Genomic DNA, 18,703 nt, shown 5'->3' on the forward strand with positions numbered 1-18,703 from the left:
ACTTTTACATGCCTGCTATCCCAGGCTTTCACCCGTTTGCAGAGTGGTTATACCATTTGCTAATCATGGCCAGAATTTCAGCTTCTTTAAAGGGCTTGCTTAAGTGGTCATTCATACCTGCTGCCAGGGCTTTTTGCTTGTCTTCGAACATGGCGGCGGCGGTGAGGGCGACGATTGGCACCACAATGCCCAACTGGCGGATTTCTCGGGTTGCGGTGTAACCGTCCATCACTGGCATCTGAATATCCATCAGGACGATATCGAAGGCGCTTTTGCGTACCTGTTCGACCGCTTCCTGACCGTTATTGGCCAGGGTGATTTTCATGCCCAGGCCACTAAGCTGTTCTTTAATGACTTCCTGATTAATCAGGTTGTCTTCCACCACCAGAATGTTGGCAGGCCCCGGCAGTTCCACTTGTGGGGTGCTACTGGCGAGGTTCTGATAATGCGCCCGTTGTTCGGTAGTAGGTACGGTAACCGGTACGGTAAAGGTAAATTCAGAACCTTTGCCTAATTCACTGTTGACATGTAACTCACCGCCCATGGCGGTGGTCAGGCGATGACTGATAGTCATTCCCAGCCCTGAGCCGCCATACACCCGGCTGGTGGAGGAATCGGCCTGAGTAAAGGCCTCAAATAATACCGCCTGTAATTCCGGGCTCATCCCGATCCCCGAGTCCTGTACATGCCAGCAAAGCAGGTTTTTACCGTTACTATCTTGCAGTTGCTCGACCATCAGGGTAACGCTTCCCTCGTGGGTAAACTTAATGGCATTACTTAGCAGGTTGGCCAGTACCTGTTTAATACGCAGAGAATCGCCCACAAAGTACGCCTGGGAGATCTTGCCAAAGCGGCAGGAGAAACTAAGCCCTTTGCTTTCGGCCTGACCACGGAATAAATCATCGAGCTGACCGACGATTTCACGCAGCGAGAACGTGACCGACTCGAGATTCATTTTATTGGCTTCGATTTTTGAGAAATCGAGAATATCGTTGATGATACTCAGCAGCAGTTCACCGGCCTGATGGATTTTGCTAAACCGGTCTTTCGCCTGATCCGGCGTGTGATCCTTAAGGCCAAGCCGGCTAAGGCCCAGAATGGCATTCATTGGCGTCCTGATCTCATGACTCATGTTGGCCAGAAACTCACTTTTTGCCCGGTTAGATTTATCGGCCTGTTGCATGGCTTCGTTCTGTCGCTGTTCTGAAAGCACCAGGCGCTGGTTAGTGAGCGAGAGCTCCTTGGTGCGTTTGTCTACTTCAAATTCTATTTCATCGGTATAGCCGGCAACAATGATCATAAACCAACCGAGCAGACCAGCAAATAAAGTGGCACTGGCGAGTAACAGATGTACTCCCCAGGGCTGATAGATAAAGATACTTTCGTTGGCGATATACAATTCCCAGCTTCTGGCTCCCAGTGATATTTCGTAGCGGTTGAGCAAGGGGAATTCGTCATTGAGCTGTTGCTCATTCTGGCTGGCAGAAGATAACCGTTGTTGCTGCGTGGGGCTCAGATTTTTACTGTACAGGATACCAGATTCGATACCGGCCATGGGATCCATCAACAAAATCGCGTGGTTGTTTTCTGCCTTGCTAAAAGCCACAGACGCCAGATCCTGAGCGCGAATAACACCGGTGGCATATCCGTTTTGAAAGGTACTTTGCTGATCGGATTTAACCGGCAGGAAAAGCAGTACCCCAGCTTGCTGGCTATCGGCCTGTACCAGCATGATAGGGGTAGTGGGGTAGATTTGTTCGGTTTGCCAGGCAACCTTTAAGGCTTCCTGGCGGGACGCCTGCGAATACACATCATAACCAAGGGCTTTGACGTTGTCGGCAAAGGGTTTAATAAAGGCCACCACTACGTGCAAAGGACGCGGCGTAAAGGGGATGAGCTCACCGTTAGCATCACGCTCGGTGATGGTAAATTCGAGACTGGCGTTCTCTGTCGCATAGCTTCGTTGAAGCTGAGACTGGAGTTGGTGCACGTTATCGCCGGTTACCCGGATGTTCCATGACAGCCCTTGTAAAACTGGGTTTTCATCAAGAATTCTGGCGGTAAACCGGCGAAATTGCGTAGGCGTTAGATTAGGTTCGGCCTTTACCAGGCCGGCAACCGAATAAAGAATGTTTGTAGCGTTACTGACACTGGCCTCAAGATTGTTGGCCAGGGTACTGGCATCGTTATTAAACTCGGCGGTTTGCTTATTGCGTTCTTCGTTTATGGCCAATGTGCATAATACGGCAGCAGACAGTGTAAATCCGGCCAGAGAAGTAATAGTAAAGCGACTGCGGGGAAAAGGCGTAACCGCAAGGCGGGGAAACAAGGATAACAGCCAGGGCAGGGTGAAAATAATTCCTATGGCATCGCCCGTCCACCAGCTTAGCCAGGTAGATAACAGGTTTTCCTCGCTGATAATGCCTTGTTGCAGCAGCAACATGACGCTTAAGGTACAGCCTACCAGCGTGCTCAGCACTGCTGTAACAAACAGGAATCGGAAAATTACTGCTGGCTTGCGGTAGGTCATGGGAAACCCCACAAACCGCCGAACAAGCAGATAGCCCACGTGGGCCTGTAGTGTGGCATACAGTGCCAGGAGAAGCGGTATCAGTCAGTCGCTGATTTCTGTACCAGTGCTTAATCGAACATACAGACTGATACTCAATGATCCAATAAAAACCCCTGGTAATGCCCGTTGGCCGAATGCCAGAACTGCAGCCAAAGCAAGACCTGCTGCCGGCCATATGATAGTAGCCAGACCCGGAGGAACTGCCATTAGCTGTCCGATATACCCCAGCACAAAATAGGCAACGGCGGTAATTAAAATAACTTCAGCAGTAAGCCAGCGTTGTCGGATGGTTTTGGCGGATGTCTGCATAGGCCTCGTTGGCTAATAGTGGCTGATTAGCAAAGGTAACAGGAAAGTGCATGATTTAGAGTCTAACAGATATGTGTAGGTTAGCTATGCGCGAAAAGATTTATTTTGGGGAAACCAACCATTTGCGGGATTTTGACAGGAAACAGGTGCCTGCCCTGGGCAGGCACCTGTTTAACTAACGCTAAGTTAACGTAACCAGTACATGGCAGCGCTGGTACCTAACAGTATTTCAAGACCATTATCACCCATTCGGGTGCGCATGCTCTGCCGGGTTGGCTGACCAACAAGCTGAGTGCCAGACCAGATTTTAAAACCGTTGTGGTCAAACTTAGCGACCCGGTTTACATCACTGGCGTTGTAAGTTTCGCCTTCTTCCTGAACGGCCAGGAACCAGCCTTGCTCGTTTTCGGTGGAGACATCCACAACAACATCAAGTACGGCACCAGCGGTGGTACGCTGAACTTCGGTGAGGGTATTATCGTTAAGTTCGAATACGATGATTGAGGTTTCGTCATGATAAGACAGCTGTCTGAGATCAGAAACGCACAGTAGTTCAGGCATGCTGTCGGTGTCGTAGTTAATCAGTTCTAATCGATCACAACGCTGATCAATAAAGCTCTGCTCAGCAAACGACGAACTGGTGCGGGTTAACAGCGACAGTCGCTCACCATAACTGACAATTGCGACGTTTTGCGTGCCATCGTGATAAGCCGTGAAATCAGAGATATAGTTGCTGAATGTATAACTGGCCAGTAACAGCTGATTTTGAACATCCACTGCTTTTATCTGATTACTGTCTTCGTAAACCAGATCGTCGTAGCCATCGTTGTTCATATCGATAGCCCTGATCACACCAATGTCGCTGTCGTAATCACCAGCATTAGACCATTGCACCGTACCATCGTGTAGTTGAATAACCGAAATGGCACCATCGTAGGTCTCTGTCGTGGGGACAAAAATATCGCCGGCACCATCGTTATTAAAGTCAGCGGTAACGGCGCTGGCGCTGTTATCCCAGTTACTGGATAATTCGTCACCCACTGCAGTAATACCGTCACTATCCATGGTGAGGATCCGGCCACCATCGTAGCCACTTGAAGAGCTGGGGATGAAAAATACCGCCCGCTCATCGCCAGGTAACAGATCGGCCCAGCCAGCGGCGGTGAAGTAATCTAGCTCTACTGCTACGCGCTGCTGATTGGTTATGGGTGTACCGTTAGTGATATCTGCAGAAGCCAGAATGTCCTCACCCGTGGTGGAAATCCCGGTTGACCAGAATAATTCCAATTCGCCATCGTTATCGGCATCACCGGCAGTGAGAGACAACCCGCCATGATCGATCATATCGATGCGCCAATCGTTTACCAGTGAACTGCCGCTGAGGGAATAAGCGGAGATTTCACCCCACTGGCAATCCGCAGTAATTAGTTCGTCTCTATTGTCCTGATCGATATCGAAGCTATACAGGTCACAAATATTTAAATCGTCTATTGAGGCTAACTGAGAACGGTCTCTGGCATCGTAAACAGTCACCGCTCCCCATCGGCTGGCACCAAAGATTTCGGCGACGCCGTCGCCATTGATGTCGCCAGCAGCCACATGGTCGCTGCTAAATCCAGAGCCGTTGTACCACTGGTTTTCACCGGTTTCGAGATCGTAAACCAGGCCGGTATTGACAATAAGCTCCATGGCGCCATCGTTATCCACATTGGCTACCGCAAAATCATCGGCACCATCAAGATCGAAGGTAAACAGCGGTGTAGCAGGGGATGCAAAAGACAGTATATCGAGTTGGCGACCCGCATCGCTGTAATCGTCGTCACCAGAAAGGATAAACAACTCCGGAATACTATCGCCATCGATATCTGCCAGACGCGCCGCGATAACATAGCGGTTGTTGTTACTATAAACCGGACTGGCCGAACCGTTCAGATCGGTAATAGTGCTAACGCCGTGTGCTGTCGCTACCACAATATCTGCCTTATCATCACCATTAATGTCGCCAGCCATGACATTTTTGATAGCGCCATCTACGCCGAGTTCACCACCATACATCCAGCTTTGTTGGTAACCAGTATCAGTGACATTGATAAGCGAGATTCCCCGTGACGAATCAGTCGTCAGGAGCTCATTATTGCCGTCACCGTCGAAATCGGCCACCCACAGTGAGTCGTTACTGTAAGGCACTTCAATACTACTGCGAACAAGCATATTGGTGTTATCTGATGTGGCTTCAATACTCACACTGTGCGTGTCGGTATTGCTGTTATCAGGCCAGCCAAAGGTAAATTCATAACGTTGCTGGGGAAACAAGAAGTTATCTGGCACATCCCAGGAAATCAGGCCGTCTTCATCAATACTGGCATTTTCCGGGCCGGCAACCAGCGAAGCATTTGAAGACGAACCCTGTACATCCGGATCGACAATTCGCGCAGTGAACTGCACCTGTGATCCGGCACTTACTGTTTCCGGGACATTTTGCAGTTCTACCTGAGCAGGCGAGTCGCCCACCTCAAAATATGTCAGATAGCCCTGAATGTGGTTAGCGCCATCAGACACCACCATGGCAACTTCCAGCGTGTCGTTGTGTACTACGATACCTGCTGGCAAAACATTACTGTGCTGATCTTCCAGTAGCACACCATTTACGTACCAGTTGTAGCTAATTTCAAGCTCTTCTTCGGGGGTATCCGGATCGTAATAATAGCCTGGTGACACCTGTACAGGGGTTGTTGCAAGCACTTCATAGAAATGCCAGTCTACCCCATAAACCTGAGGCGGGCGTGACAAAATGTCCAGGCTGACAAGGTCTACATTGCTGATATCATCAAACATCAGCGCAGACCAGGACGCTAAATACGTACCGGTATCCATGGTGCCGTCGTTATCGATGTCTTGATTAACCAACAGGTAACTATCTTCTACCTGCACAGTGACGGTTGTGTCGGCAATCAGGGTTAATAAACCTTCATAGCTATAGGGTGGCAGGCCATCGTTGGATGTAAAGGCCAGGTTTACTTTGCCAGCATCGCTGAAATACAGGTCGCCGGAAAGATCAAAATTTACCACTCCGGTATCAAAAGAATAGGAAATATCAGACTGGGAATCCATTCGCAGTGATACTTCACCCATATCAAAAGTAAGGTACTGGGTGGTTTCTACCGCGTAATTAGTGTTTGTTTCTGCTTCTGTATGAGTTTGCGTGCCGTAAATTGCTACAGACTGGCCTTCTATTGTCCAGTTTAACCCGGCAAAATTAACGGTATAGGCAATTTCCTCATCGCTCAAAGCGGTAACCGTTACTGCCACAGAGCCGGACATAACCCAGTCGTTTTCGTTTTCACAGTTAGCATAGCGAAGCGTTAAGTTGCCTAAAAAGTCGCCATTAACTTTACCATCATAAGTAACCGTTCCGCCGTTATTACACATAAAAGTAGCATTTACATTGCCATCACTGCCGACTTCAGACGTAAAATCTTCATCGGCAATCGATGGAATATTGACTGGCGTTTGATCTATCTCACCAAACATATCCAGCACGACTCGCTGGATAAATTCAGGCGTGAGCGCGGCATCGGTGGTTTGGCCGGTGTAATAACTATTAGCCAGTGAGCGTCCGGCATTATTGAGCTGCGTGGCTGAATAATCTTTTGCGTTAGCAATAATTTGAGTGGGTGTTGGTGCTGGTGGCTGGCTGGTACCCGAACCACCGGAATCAGAACCTCCGCCACCACCGCAGGCAGCCAAAATCATTGACGCGCCGGCAACGGCAAGGTGCTTGGTATAATTGAACATTTTACGTCCCTGAGTAAAAATCATTGCCGAAGGGGGTACGGCAACACTGCAGAGAAGAAATTATAAGATTTTGCTACCGGTTGCAATTACGGTGTAATAAATATTTACCCGCCGTGAGAAACAGTTAACTAACTACCAAGGTTGAAGAAAACCCCAACTGCCAACTCAACCCACAGATAAAGAAATGCGCATAACACGAGACCGGCTGTAATAAATCGTGCCGGGCGTTTTATGTATCTGAAAGTAATCAGTAAGGTACTGCCGGTAATAAAGATCAGACTGCCCATAATGACGAAATCCATGACCGACCAGTTAACCTCGGGCGTTACCAGACTGGCAATAAACGGGATGAGCAATAAACCCAGCGTAGCCGCGGCGACATATTTGAATGATAGCTGGGTTGAAGGGCTTAAAGTATATGTGCTCATGATAGTCTCCCGAATTACCAGTCATTAACTTATAGCAAAATAGTACCAATGCCTACAGATTTAGACATTATGGCATGTTGAGGATGTACAAATAGGTTGATACTTCATTGACATTTTGATGAAAAATAGTACTTTAGTTGTAGTGAAAGTAACTTGAAGCCAGGAAGGCGGGTTTGTTAAACAAACTAAAGTTGTTGTCTTTATCTCCTTATCCACATCTCTACCAGTTAATACTCTGGCTTTGTGCTGGTTTGTCGGTTTTTATCATTATTGTTTTTGTGCGTTTTCTCTCCCTGGCAGACGAAAACAATGTGACCTCAATCCACTTTGATGAACTGATACAAATACTCACTCAACTTGACGTGATTAGCATGTTAGCGTTGCCGGACTTCTGGCAAATCAGCCTATCAGCTGAAGCTGGCAATACCGCAATGTTTCTGGGCGGTTACAGTGCCATATCACTGCTTATTTTTACTACCGGCCTTTACACTTACCATAAAAACATCGAAGCGCTGAGCCGCCGGCAGGTTTTTATGTTGTTAATTTGCGCAGGCTGGGCCCACTTTTTATTGGCCAAGTGCATACTGCTGTTTAGTATTCCGGTTAAACTTACCGGGCCCGTAGCGGCGGTAGGGGCACTGTCAGTGCTCTATTTTTCTCTGTTAGCGTTAATTTTTGACTCTTACCTTTGTTTACGCAGGAAGGCATTATGAGCCGGTGGATGGTACTTTTAAGCGGAGGCCTGTGCTCATGTACCAGTTATGCCGACTCTGTATGGCGACCCATCGCCACCCACGCTACGATGCTGGCCATGGTAATGTTTATTAACCTGGTTTTTCTGGGTGGTTTGTACGTGCTGTCGATCATCAAGGGCAAGCGTCATCGCGCTTTACTCGAATCCCAGGCACAGGAAGCCCAGATAGACTTTTTAACCCAGGTACTTAATCGGCGGGGATTTGAGCGTCGAATAGCCGATAAACGCCAATTACAGGGTTACATCCTGATAGTGGATATTGATGACTTTAAGCGTATAAACGACGAGTATGGCCATCACTCCGGCGATGTGGTCCTGCAATATGTGGCAGCCCGACTAAAAGACGCATTGCGGGAAGAAGACATGATTGCCCGCTTTGGCGGCGAAGAATTTGTGATTTATGCCGCATTAAAAAATAAGCAATCGGCAGAAGAGTTATCCCGCCGCCTGGTAATCAGTATCAGCGCAAACTCGTATCAGGTACCTGGAGTAGATGAACCCTTAAATGTCACCATAAGTGTTGGCGTGGCCAGTGTACTTGATTCACCGAATGTATCGGATGTGACATCCCGAAAAGGGGTTTTAAGCAGCGCATTTAAAATAGCCGACAGCAACCTTTATAAAGCGAAGCGTTTAGGGAAAAATCAGTCGGTAATGAACTAACCCAGGTTTGATAACACAATTTGCCAGGTTTTACTAATTAACCAAAGCGGTGTATTTCTGCTGATAAAGAAAGCAAAATCAATCAGCGTAATTACGCAATTAGTTGATTATATGAGAGCTTTGTGTAATGAATAGAGCAGAATAAATACCAAAATGGCGTATTTAATTACACCTTTTTTTAATCTATTAAATTGTTATGAGTAAGTGTTGATGGAAATCGTGGAGTTACCAATAAGTAAAATTGAGGAAATTGGTGAACTTTGGCATGAGTTAAACATGCACCATGCTAGATCGTCATGTCAGTTTAAGGGTGATGTAACTTCATATTCTTTTGAAAGGTGCCGTAAACGATTGCTTGAAAATGAAAAGCTAGCAGTATTCGTAGCAAAGAACGATGATCATATCGTTGGGTATTGCGTATCTTCTGTGAACAAAAGTTCGGGTGAGATTGATTCGCTTTTTTTACTGCCGGAGTACCAAGGAAAGAATATTGGCAATGAGTTAACGACTCATGCTATCAATTGGTTGAACAGTCACGATTGTTCCGAAATTAATATATATGTTGCCGAAGGTAATGAGTCGGTATTCAAATTTTATGAGAAGTTTGGTTTTAAAAAGAAATATTATGTTCTACAGGCTAAAAACTCATAACAAGCACATTAAAAATCGCTCCACTACGTTGCGCTGGACGTCGCTGACGCTCCGCCTTTTATGTGGGCGTTAGGTAACAAGTCCCACCCTCAAAGAGGAATCAAACCAATGTCAGATTGCGGCTGCGGCGCAGAGCAAGCAGAGAAGCTAGAAAGAACTACTCTGGCCTATCTTCTTTCTATCAATGGGGTAATGTTCGTGGTTGAGGCTGCGTTAGGCTTCTACGCCCAATCAACCGGCCTTATCGCAGATTCATTGGACATGCTAGCGGATGCTACCGTTTACGGAATATCACTTTACGTCGTAGGTAAAGGCATTTCTCAGCAAGCAAAAGCAGCAAGTGTAAGCGGTGTACTCCAAATCATTCTCGGTCTTGGAGTCCTTTTTGAGGTTGTGCGTCGCTCACTCTATGTAAGCGAACCTCAAAGCATGCTCATCATGGCTGTCGGGCTTCTAGCGCTAATAGCTAACGTAGCCTGCCTAATGCTCATATCCAAGCACCGAGACGGCGGGGTTCACATGCGAGCATCCTGGATATTCTCCACAAATGACGTAATTGCTAACGTTGGCGTCATCTGTTCTGGCGCTCTCGTTTGGCTCCTCGGTAGTAGATACCCAGATTTAGTTATCGGGGCAATAATATCCGCCGTAGTAGTCAGAGGCGGCATAAAAATTCTTAAAGATGCCAAAGCAACCAAATCCCAAGAAATTGTTACCTAACAATGCCTTGCAGCCGACCCACTTTCCGCTACTTCCCTTCGGTCATTCGCTCCAAGTGGGCGGCTGAAGGCAGGCGTTAGCCCCCATTCGTTAATTGTTGCAAAAATAAAAGATCGGGGCAGTGTTAACGCCGGTATCTCAACTTGTTTTAGCGTCCCACCGACATTGGTTATTTTTGCGTCCAGGGCTATCAACTAATCAAGGGCGTTTCTTCCCGTGGTTTGCGCGGCGCGGGCAGTGTTTCCTTGAGCGGCCGGTGCTTTTATCTGCAATCGTATAGCGCAATTCTATGGTTCATTGGCAACGCAGCTTTATCAGTTCCGGCAAATGGTTGCTGCAAAAATCAGTTGTTGTTTTTCTGGGGGTTGTTTAAGGTAAATGCAAATCAGGGAAGGGCAATTAAGTAATGCAAACATCTTGGTGCAGGGCAGCAGAGCTGCGAGGGTTCAGTGTTGGGGCTAACAAAGCGCAGCACGGGACAATAACGCGCAGTTCCCCTTTTTTGCAAAGAGCGCAAAAAAGTGGCCCTTCGCTATTGCCCGTGTGCTAGGTGTTAGCCCCCATTCGTTAATCCATTCAAAAATAAAAGATCGGGGCAGTGTTAACGCCGGTATCTTTTCTTGTTTTAGCGACCCACCGCCATTGGTTGTTTTTGTGTCCAGGGCTATCAACTAAGCGTGGTCATTTTTTCCCGTGGTTTGCGCGACGCGGGCAATCTTTCGCTGTAAGCAAGAAGTGCTTTTATCAGCAATCGTAACGTGCAATTCTCAGCTTAATTGGCAACGCAGTTTTTTCAGTTCTAGCAAATGGTTAATGTAAAAGGCTATGTTCTGCTAAATTGTTGCTATACTGTATATGGATACAGTTATTGAGGGTTGATTATGCTCCCAGCACAATTTAGAAAGCTTATAGCCGAGTTAGAACACTTAACAGATAGCCAAACCCGTTATGTTGAGAAGCTGCTGAAAGGCACTGATAGCGTCTCACAGTTGATAACAGAGCTTGAGGAGCGGATGGTTGAAAACCCTGAATGTCCGCACTGCCATAGCTCACTGATCAATCGGCACGGCAAGGTAAACAAGATGCAGCGTTATCGCTGCAAGAACTGCGGCAAAACCTTTGTAGCGACAACGGCGACACCGCTAGCTCGACTGAGGTACAAAGAGCTTTGGTTAGAATATATTCGCTGTATGCTGGACAGTAAGCCATTGCGTAAATGTGCCGAAGAATGTGGTCTCCACCTTGAAACATCGTTCAGGTGGCGGCATCGATTCCTAGCGCTACCATCAGCACTGAAGGCGAGCAAACTAGAAGGTATTATCGAGGCTGACGAAACACTTTTTCCCTACTCAGAGAAAGGCTCAAAACGGATGACTCGTCAGCCCCGCAAAAGAGGGATGAAAGCGAAAAAACGAGGGCGTTCAAAAGATGACTGGGTGCCCGTTTTAACGGTCAGAGACAGAGCCAAGAATACGTATGAGGCCGTTGTGCCAAGTGTTACATCGGCAACTCTGCATCAGGAGCTAGCAGGAAAATTAGAGAAAGACAGTGTGTTATGTAGTGATGGATATAAGCCCTACATAGCTCTTTCTGAGAAAAATGATTTAATACACAAGCGCTTAGACGTGGCGGGAGGTGTTAAGGTGATAGATAAAGTCTTTCATATTCAAAATGTTAACGCCTATCACAGTCGTCTGAAAGCGTGGATAAAACGGTTTCACGGAGTAGCCACAAAATACCTAGAACATTACCTTGGTTGGTTCAGGTTTATGGATAACCCAGAAAACCTTAACGGAAACAGGCTCTTTTCGATTCAACAACAGTTAATCCGAACATAGCCATGTAAAAATCAGTTGTTGTTTTTCTGTTGGTTGTTTAAGGTAAAAGCAAATCAGGGAAGGGCAGTTAAGAAATGCAAACATCTTGGTGCAGGGCAGCAAAGCTGCGAACGTTCAGTGTTAGGGCTAACAAGGCGCAGCACCGGACAATAACGCGCAGTTCCCCTTTTTTGCAAAGAGCGCAAAAAAGTGGCCCTTCGCTATTGCCCGTGTGCTAGGTGTTATGCCTCAGGTAAATGAAAAAATTAGTTCTCATTTTTAAAGTTGTCTTTTTAGTTTTGCTCGGAGTTCTTTCCGTAAAAATGATGTACGGTGATCCCGTACAGAAACCAATAGAGTACCTTTTAGCACAGCACATTGATTATGCCGAATGTCCCACTGGTAAATACGCAAGGCCATTTTTTCAAGTTAAAGGCGATGAGACAAAATTTCATGTTATTAAAAAGTTTGCCTATCGGACAGGATGCTCAGGGAATAGAGAAAGCACAATTATTGGTAAATCCGTATCCTTTAGCTATTTCAAAGATTCACCAATTTCTGGCAAAGTAGTAGAGGTATCTATAAACGGTAGTCAGATTTATTCACAAAATGAATTTGTAGGTAAATCAACTTCAGCGGGTGCGTTACTATTTATGGTTGTTGTCGGCTTCTCAATCTGGAGCTTTTTAGGGGTAAAAAGGCATAACAATCCACTGTAGTCGCCCGCAAGCGGGCTGGGACAAATACACGTAGGCTCAGTCGCTTCGCTTATGTGGACTCCCCCTTTGTCAACAACATTAGCGGTCAATTGAAGAATTAATGCGTGCTTATGTACGAGCTCTAATTGGGAAGCTACTCCAGGCTCTATGATATTTACGCGGACTTGTTGTCAAATCTCGATAGCGAGCTCGAAGCTCTGAGCGAAGCACTGACTAAACAAGCTGATTTTCATCTTTTATTGAGCATTTGTGTTGTTGGCAACAACCTCGATTAAGCGGCCAATAGTTCTGCTTTGTACTCTGTTCCATTCGCTAACATCGCGAATGCCGTTCTAACTGTTTTATTCGCCAATGCGACCGCTGTACAGCGCTTACCCCTACGTTCAACCATCTGCTGGATCCACCTCTCTTTTTTGGTTTTTGCTGGTCGTCTCATTGCCTGATTAACTGCCGACATCGCACCGCTAACTAAACAACTTCGGAGCATATTGTTTTTAACGTACTTGCCCACCGAGCCTAATTTCACTTTACCGCCTGATGAATGCTGAATGGGTGTTAAACCAATACAAGCAGATGCATCGCGTAACCGTTCACCAGGGCCCTATTGACAGGCAGCTTTAAAGTCGTTGAGCAGAGGATAGGTGGTTTTATTCAGCGTCGCAGCAAGTATTGCCCGGATCCATTTCAGAGGATTCAACTTTTGTTTTCGGCAGGTTTCAACAATGGTCAGGATGCGCTGTCTGAACAGTTCGCCCCGATGTGACCACACGCCATAGCTGCCTTTTCGCCACAGTACATAGCTACGCAATGAGCGTTCTGCTTCATTATTGGTCAGGGGCACGCATTCATTCTTGAGGAATACCCAGCACATCTCATCGTGTTTCAGCAGCAGTTTACACCGGTTCTGATAGCGGGGAGTCACACAGCGTCTTGATGCCAGTTCAAGTTGCTCTCGCCAGGCGATGCGGAGTTTTTCCATCCGGTCCCGGTATCGCTTTTCACTCAGTTTGTTACCTTCAAACCGGTGTTGCAGCCGGAACAACAGGCGGATGAGCCTGACCAATACTGTACCGTAGATTTTATTCGTGCCCCAGCTTTCCGCCAGCGCATTCATATTTCTTAAGATATGCGCCCAACATAATTGTCGGTGGTCTGCATCAATGTAGTGATAGCCGGCATACTGGTCAGTCACAACAATGTTTTCTGGATTATCGCCCAGTAATTTCTTCGCTGCCCAGGCGCCGCGAGAGAAGTGTGTCATAAAGCAAGACAATTCAGCTGTGCATACTTGCCACATCCAGCGGTTTTCGTTGCCGCGCTGATGGCGGGTTTCATCACAATGAACCACTGCCTCATTATGCATAGTCTCTTTAATATCCTGATAGGCAGGCGTCAGCACCGCACTGACGCGGCCTTGTGCTTCAGAGATAGCACCGCGACTGAACGATAAACCGAAGTTTTGCTCGAGCTGCTGCTGGATTTTACTGATACTCTGGTGAAACTGCCCCGACTGCATTGCCACATAGGCTAGCAGGTTATTTCCCATCTGCCCCTGATTCACGTTGTCAGGTAGCGTTGCTTTTACCGTTTTGCTGCACTGACAACACTGGCCCTGATGCAACTGATGTTCGACTACAGAGAATGCCTGGCTGGGAATATCAAATACCTGATGCCGACGATAAGGGGAATCATTGATAGCAATGTCACCACCGCAAGCACAAGTATCGTCGGGATAATAGGTGCGCGTCTCATCAACGGTATCGGCCAGCATCCGCTTACTACCTTTATGGCCGGATTGCGCACCGCGCTTACGGCCCGTCGGCTTTTTAGCTGGCGCAGATGAAGCTACACTCGGACCATTAGACGATGGCGGGCGCGATGAATTACGACTGTTCTGATTCAGTCGGTCTTCGAGGTCATTTAGCCTGTCCCAGAGTGAACTAATGAGCTCATTGGCATCATCGAGATTAGTAGCGACGGGTGGCTTTGTGGGCTGCTTTTTACGTGGCATGAGACCACTCTGACAGACTGGCGGGATCAATCAATAGGATCCCCACGATCATTGAAAATAAATATTACTAACTGTCAATAGGGCCCTGGTGAACGGTTACATGCATCGCGACCTTTTTTAAATTGCCCCATCTCTCCACAACCCAGTGCCATGTAAAGGTTCACAGCGTTTAACGGGCCAACACCCTCTAAGGCCTGTAGTGATTTACATGTTTCGTGTTCGTTTGCTGCTTTTTCTATATATAAATCGTACTGCTTTATTGATTCGATACTCCGTTGGAGTTGTTTCCAGCTTGTATTCAGGGCTTGCCTAAAAATCATTGAAAAACCGTTTTCAGCATCTTCCAGAACATTTTCAACAACACCATTTAACCCACCCTGACTGGATGACACACGGATATTAAACTCTAACAATAAGGATTTTATTTGTTGTTGCATTGCGACTTTATGTTTGATGGCCAGCTCTCGCAGACGAACTAAGGTTTGAAGCTCTTGCTGTTCCTTTGACTTACCGTTAATAAACGACACATCTGTGAGTTGCGCGGCCTGCGCAACCGCTAAAGCATCGTTTTTATCTGTTTTTTGGTTTTGTCTCACACTGGCAACAAGTTTTGCTGAAATTAATCGAGCATCATGCCCGTATTCCAATGCTTTTTGCTTCCAATAGTTTGAGGTACTACATGCTTCAAAAACAATTATCATTGGTTTTGACGACGCTAGCCAAGAACCAAATTCTGTCGGTGTCATTGCCAGATTAGACTGCACCTTGTTGCGTTTGCAAACGCAAACCTGAATTTCTTCTTTCGCTAAATCAACACCTGTGATTATATTGTGCATGTTGGACTCCATAATATTTTTTGTGTGAGAACTAAAATATTAACCCAGCTCAATGAGTTGGGGGAGTCCAATTATCTCGTTATTTTAGCCCATGTATTTGTGCCCCAAAGTTGGGGTGTTAGCCCCCATTTGTTAATCCATTCAAAAATAAAAGATCGGGGCAGTGTTAACGCCGGTATCTTTTCTTGTTTTAGCGACCCACCGCCATTGGTTGTTTTTGTGTCCAGGGCTATCAACTAAGCGTGGTGTTTGTTCACCGGGTGCAAACCGAGCAGGCGTATACGTTCAACCAGCAGGATTTATATAAAATTATTGGCCGCACTTTCGATGCACTGGAGTCGCATCAGCCGGAATAGGATATTGGAGTGCCGATCCCAGACATTATAAAGGCTCCCTGAGGAGCCTTTACGTTATCTATTGGCTTTTACGGTATTCTTCGTAATCCATGTTGCTGAGCCAAACCGTTTGGTATGGCTTTAATTGCACAAAGCCCAGTACATCTTCTATCTGGTCGCGAGTGATCAAATCAATCCAGTTGTCGGTGCCAATCAGATTCAGATCGGATAACAAAATAGATTGTTCTTCATCAGTCACGTTAGAAATACAGAAAATGCTTTGTCTGCGATTCAGGCTTTGACGCCAGTAACCAAACAGTGACGGACCCAACTGTAAGGTAAACTGCGTAGCGTTAGGGTGAAAAGCTTCCTGAGCCTTACGAATGCGGATCAACTGCGATAACCGCGTCAGCACCTTGTGATGTTGCGAATAAGGTGAGTCCAGCTGTGATTCCAATTCTGAGTAATCCCAGCGTTTGCGATTAATTGAACGATTCTGGCCGGTATTGGCCACTTTATCGTAGTCGTTGGACGTACCCAATAAGCTGTGAATATAAAGCCCTGGTATACCTTCCATACCAAGCATCATGGCATGTGCACACAAGAAACGGTCGACCTGGAATTTATCCGGGCCCTTTACCGTACCTTGCATGGCATCAAACAACGTAATGTTGATTTCGTAAGGCTTTTGTTGGCCATGCTCACTGGAACGCCACGAAATGCGGCCGCCAAAGTTTTGCATCGACTGTACCAGTGTCCCTATTTCCTCGTCACTCAGCAGGCCTTCTGCAGGGCGTAACCCAATGCCGTCGTGGGAGGCAATAAAGTTAAAGTAGGTGGTGCCGTTTTGTGCCGGCGGCATACTCATCATCCAACTTTTAAGATAAGTACAGTCACCGGTGACCATGGTATTCACCAACAGCGGCGGTAGCGAGAAGTTATAAATCGCATGGGCTTCGTTAGCGTTACCAAAATAGGTCAGGTTCTCGCGATTGGGAATGTTGGTCTCAGTAATAATAATAATACTGGGATCCACATGTTCAATCAGCGTTCTCATCAGGCGTATTACTTCATGGGTTTGTGGCAGGTTAATGCACTTGGTGCCGATGATCTTCCATAAGAAGGCCACTGCATCCAGGCGGAATAACTTGGCGCCATTATCAATGTAATGTTTGATGATTTGAATAAAGGTGATCAGTACCTTGGGATTTTTAAAGTCAAAATCCACCTGGTCGTGGCTGAATGTACACCATACGTGCTGGGTGCCGTTTGCCGTTTCTGTTTCACGCAGTAACGGGCTGGTGCGCGGGCGGGTCACATCGGTTAAATCTGCCGTGGGATCGGCTGTTAAAAAGAAGTCGCTGCCCGGGCCTTCGCCTTTAATAAAGTTGTCAAACCACATACTGCGCGAGGAGCAGTGGTTAATCACCAAGTCAAACATCAAGCCGTATTCTGCCGCGATGCGGTGTACATCTGACCAGGTGCCTAGTGACTCGTTGACACTTGAGTAGTTTATTACCGAAAAGCCGTCATCAGAGCTAAACGGGAAGAAGGGCAGGATATGGACCTTGTTAACCGTGTTTTTGCAGTAGGTATGTAAAAACCTGAACAGCGTAAACAAGGGTGACTCGTGTTCATTGATCACGCTGTCGCCGTAGGTGATCATCACGATATCCTGCTCATCCCAGTAGTTTTGGTGCGGCTCGGGGATCACTATGTCATCTTCCTGGTTCAGACCGATCGTATTCATCAGCTCTGTGGCCAGCACGCCAATTGGCGTGTTGGTGACCACATCTGCATAAATAAACTGAAGATGATGACTAATTTTTTCGTGTAAGTAATCCCAGCGTTTTGTCATTGATTATCCTTTAAATTCTTCTGTGTCAGCTTCAACCGCTTCGAGCAGGCGATCAAGAATGTCGGGTACCGCACTGGTTACTCGGTTCCAGCTTGGAATAAATGGCGTTTCCATTGGATTTTCCAGGAAATGCTGACCGGCTTTCATAATATTACTGGCAAACATCTCCACCGCTTTTTCTTCGCTATGAATATCCAGTGTCAGGCCATTCATAACCGCATCGTTGTGATAAGTCTCAATAAAGTCCAGTGCGATCCGATAGTAAGTGGCTTTAATTGAACGGAACATTTCATTGCTGAATGATTGCCCCTGGGTCGCTAACTTACGGAACAGGGCTTTGGTAATGTCGATAGACATTTTAGACAAGCCGCCTTGTTCGTTATTCAGCGACAGATCCTGGTGTTTATGGTCGTAGGTTTCGGCGATATCCGCCTGACATAAACGGTTGTGCGAATAATTACGGTGCATTTCTGAAAGCACGCCAATTTCCAGACCCCAGTCACTCGGGATGCGAATATCATTAAGTACATCGCGACGGAAGGAGAACTCACCGGCTAACGGGTAGCGGAAGCTGTCCATAAATTCGATGTATTCGTTGTCACCCAGCGTACGTTTAAGTGCGCGCAGCAGTGGCGTTACCAGTAAGCGTGATACACGGCCGTTGATTTTCCCGTCGGCGACCCGGGCGTAATAGCCCTTACAAAACTCATAGTTAAACTGTGGGTTGGCAACCGGGTATATCAGGCGCGCTAGTAAGTCGCGGTTATAGGTAATAATATCGCAATCGTGTAGCGCCACGGATTCGGCTTTGTTTGAGGCCAGGATATAGCCCATGCAATACCAGACATTGCGGCCTTTACCCAATTCCTTAGGCGCCAGGTCAAGCGCCTGAAGCTCTTCGTCAATGGCTTTTAAACGTGGGCCATCATTCCACAAAATACGGTGGTGCTGTGGCAGGCGGCTGAAAAAGCCCTGGGCATGGCGGTATTGCTCCAGGTTGGCGCGGTCAAGTCCGATAACAATTTCAGACAGATAAGGGACATTCGTTAGTTCATCAACGATGTGGCCCAATGCCGGTCCTTCAAGCTCTGAAAACAGTGATGGCAAGATAAGTGCCATCGGACGTTTCTGAGAAAAGCGTAACAGCTCAGCTTCGAGTGCTTCGGTCGAGCGGCTGGCGAGATTGTGTAGCGTTGTCACGACACCATTTTGGTAAAAATCGGCCATGTGTCCTC

General features: G+C 47.0%; 14 protein-coding genes and 1 pseudogene. 6 read left to right on the top strand and 9 right to left on the bottom strand.

Features of this window, described 5'->3' with window-relative positions:
* Window positions 1-28: 28 nt before the first annotated feature.
* The 4 genes from AC566Q_RS11395 to AC566Q_RS11410 form a co-directional block, all read right to left on the bottom strand.
* Window positions 29-2,614, bottom strand: coding sequence for a response regulator (locus AC566Q_RS11395; RefSeq protein ID WP_499617484.1), 2,586 nt, complete (start codon window positions 2,612-2,614; stop codon window positions 29-31).
* On the bottom strand, window positions 2,615-2,881 hold the full coding sequence (locus tag AC566Q_RS11400) for a hypothetical protein (RefSeq protein ID WP_499616770.1): 267 nt from the start codon (window positions 2,879-2,881) through the stop codon (window positions 2,615-2,617). It lies immediately after the preceding gene.
* Between the two features lie 186 nt (window positions 2,882-3,067).
* Window positions 3,068-6,676 (bottom strand): FG-GAP repeat domain-containing protein, encoded by a 3,609-nt coding sequence (locus AC566Q_RS11405; RefSeq protein WP_499616773.1) that lies wholly within the window; start codon window positions 6,674-6,676, stop codon window positions 3,068-3,070.
* Window positions 6,677-6,804: 128 nt separating this feature from the next.
* Window positions 6,805-7,104 carry a hypothetical protein gene (locus tag AC566Q_RS11410; RefSeq protein WP_105933212.1) on the bottom strand — a complete coding sequence of 100 codons (300 nt, stop codon included), beginning with the start codon at window positions 7,102-7,104 and terminating at the stop codon, window positions 6,805-6,807.
* A 173-nt stretch (window positions 7,105-7,277) separates the two neighbouring features.
* Between AC566Q_RS11410 and AC566Q_RS11415 the strand changes: the two genes are divergently transcribed.
* The 6 genes from AC566Q_RS11415 to AC566Q_RS11440 all read left to right on the top strand — a co-directional run bounded on the left by AC566Q_RS11415 (window position 7,278) and on the right by AC566Q_RS11440 (window position 12,428).
* A complete protein-coding gene (locus AC566Q_RS11415; RefSeq protein WP_105933213.1) occupies window positions 7,278-7,817 on the top strand; it encodes a hypothetical protein in 540 nt (179 codons plus the stop codon).
* Window positions 7,814-8,521 carry a GGDEF domain-containing protein gene (locus AC566Q_RS11420; protein WP_499616776.1) on the top strand — a complete coding sequence of 236 codons (708 nt, stop codon included), beginning with the start codon at window positions 7,814-7,816 and terminating at the stop codon, window positions 8,519-8,521. The genes AC566Q_RS11415 and AC566Q_RS11420 overlap by 4 nt, the downstream gene beginning before the upstream one ends.
* A 210-nt stretch (window positions 8,522-8,731) precedes the next feature.
* Window positions 8,732-9,172 carry a GNAT family N-acetyltransferase gene (locus AC566Q_RS11425; RefSeq protein WP_491047129.1) on the top strand — a complete coding sequence of 147 codons (441 nt, stop codon included), beginning with the start codon at window positions 8,732-8,734 and terminating at the stop codon, window positions 9,170-9,172.
* A gap of 108 nt (window positions 9,173-9,280) precedes the next feature.
* The gene (locus tag AC566Q_RS11430) at window positions 9,281-9,892 is read left to right on the top strand and encodes a cation efflux transmembrane domain-containing protein (RefSeq protein ID WP_499616779.1); all 612 of its coding nucleotides are present in this window, start codon (window positions 9,281-9,283) and stop codon (window positions 9,890-9,892) included.
* An 881-nt stretch (window positions 9,893-10,773) separates the two neighbouring features.
* Complete coding sequence (locus AC566Q_RS11435; protein WP_499608136.1) at window positions 10,774-11,730, top strand: IS1595-like element ISAma5 family transposase; 957 nt, start codon at window positions 10,774-10,776, stop codon at window positions 11,728-11,730.
* 236 nt (window positions 11,731-11,966) lie between these two features.
* Window positions 11,967-12,428: a hypothetical protein gene (locus tag AC566Q_RS11440; protein WP_499616781.1), complete on the top strand. Its 462-nt coding sequence runs from the start codon at window positions 11,967-11,969 to the stop codon at window positions 12,426-12,428.
* A 271-nt stretch (window positions 12,429-12,699) separates the two neighbouring features.
* Here AC566Q_RS11440 and AC566Q_RS11445 read toward each other — a convergent pair.
* The 5 genes and pseudogenes from AC566Q_RS11445 to AC566Q_RS11465 form a co-directional block, all read right to left on the bottom strand.
* Window positions 12,700-13,011: pseudogene (locus AC566Q_RS11445) on the bottom strand (transposase); the annotation flags it as partial.
* 18 nt (window positions 13,012-13,029) lie between these two features.
* Window positions 13,030-14,439, bottom strand: a complete 1,410-nt coding sequence (tnpC, locus tag AC566Q_RS11450; RefSeq protein ID WP_499616784.1) for an IS66 family transposase — start codon at window positions 14,437-14,439, stop codon at window positions 13,030-13,032.
* A 74-nt stretch (window positions 14,440-14,513) separates the two neighbouring features.
* Entirely contained in the window at window positions 14,514-15,275 is a 762-nt protein-coding gene (locus tag AC566Q_RS11455) for an IS110 family RNA-guided transposase (protein ID WP_499616786.1), read from the bottom strand.
* 414 nt (window positions 15,276-15,689) lie between these two features.
* The gene (locus tag AC566Q_RS11460; protein WP_105933223.1) at window positions 15,690-17,468 is read right to left on the bottom strand and encodes a sugar phosphorylase; all 1,779 of its coding nucleotides are present in this window, start codon (window positions 17,466-17,468) and stop codon (window positions 15,690-15,692) included.
* A 3-nt stretch (window positions 17,469-17,471) separates the two neighbouring features.
* Window positions 17,472-18,695 carry a glycosyltransferase family protein gene (locus tag AC566Q_RS11465; RefSeq protein ID WP_105933224.1) on the bottom strand — a complete coding sequence of 408 codons (1,224 nt, stop codon included), beginning with the start codon at window positions 18,693-18,695 and terminating at the stop codon, window positions 17,472-17,474.
* Between the last annotated feature and the right edge of the window lie 8 nt (window positions 18,696-18,703).

Source organism: Alteromonas sp. H02 (assembly GCF_059682525.1).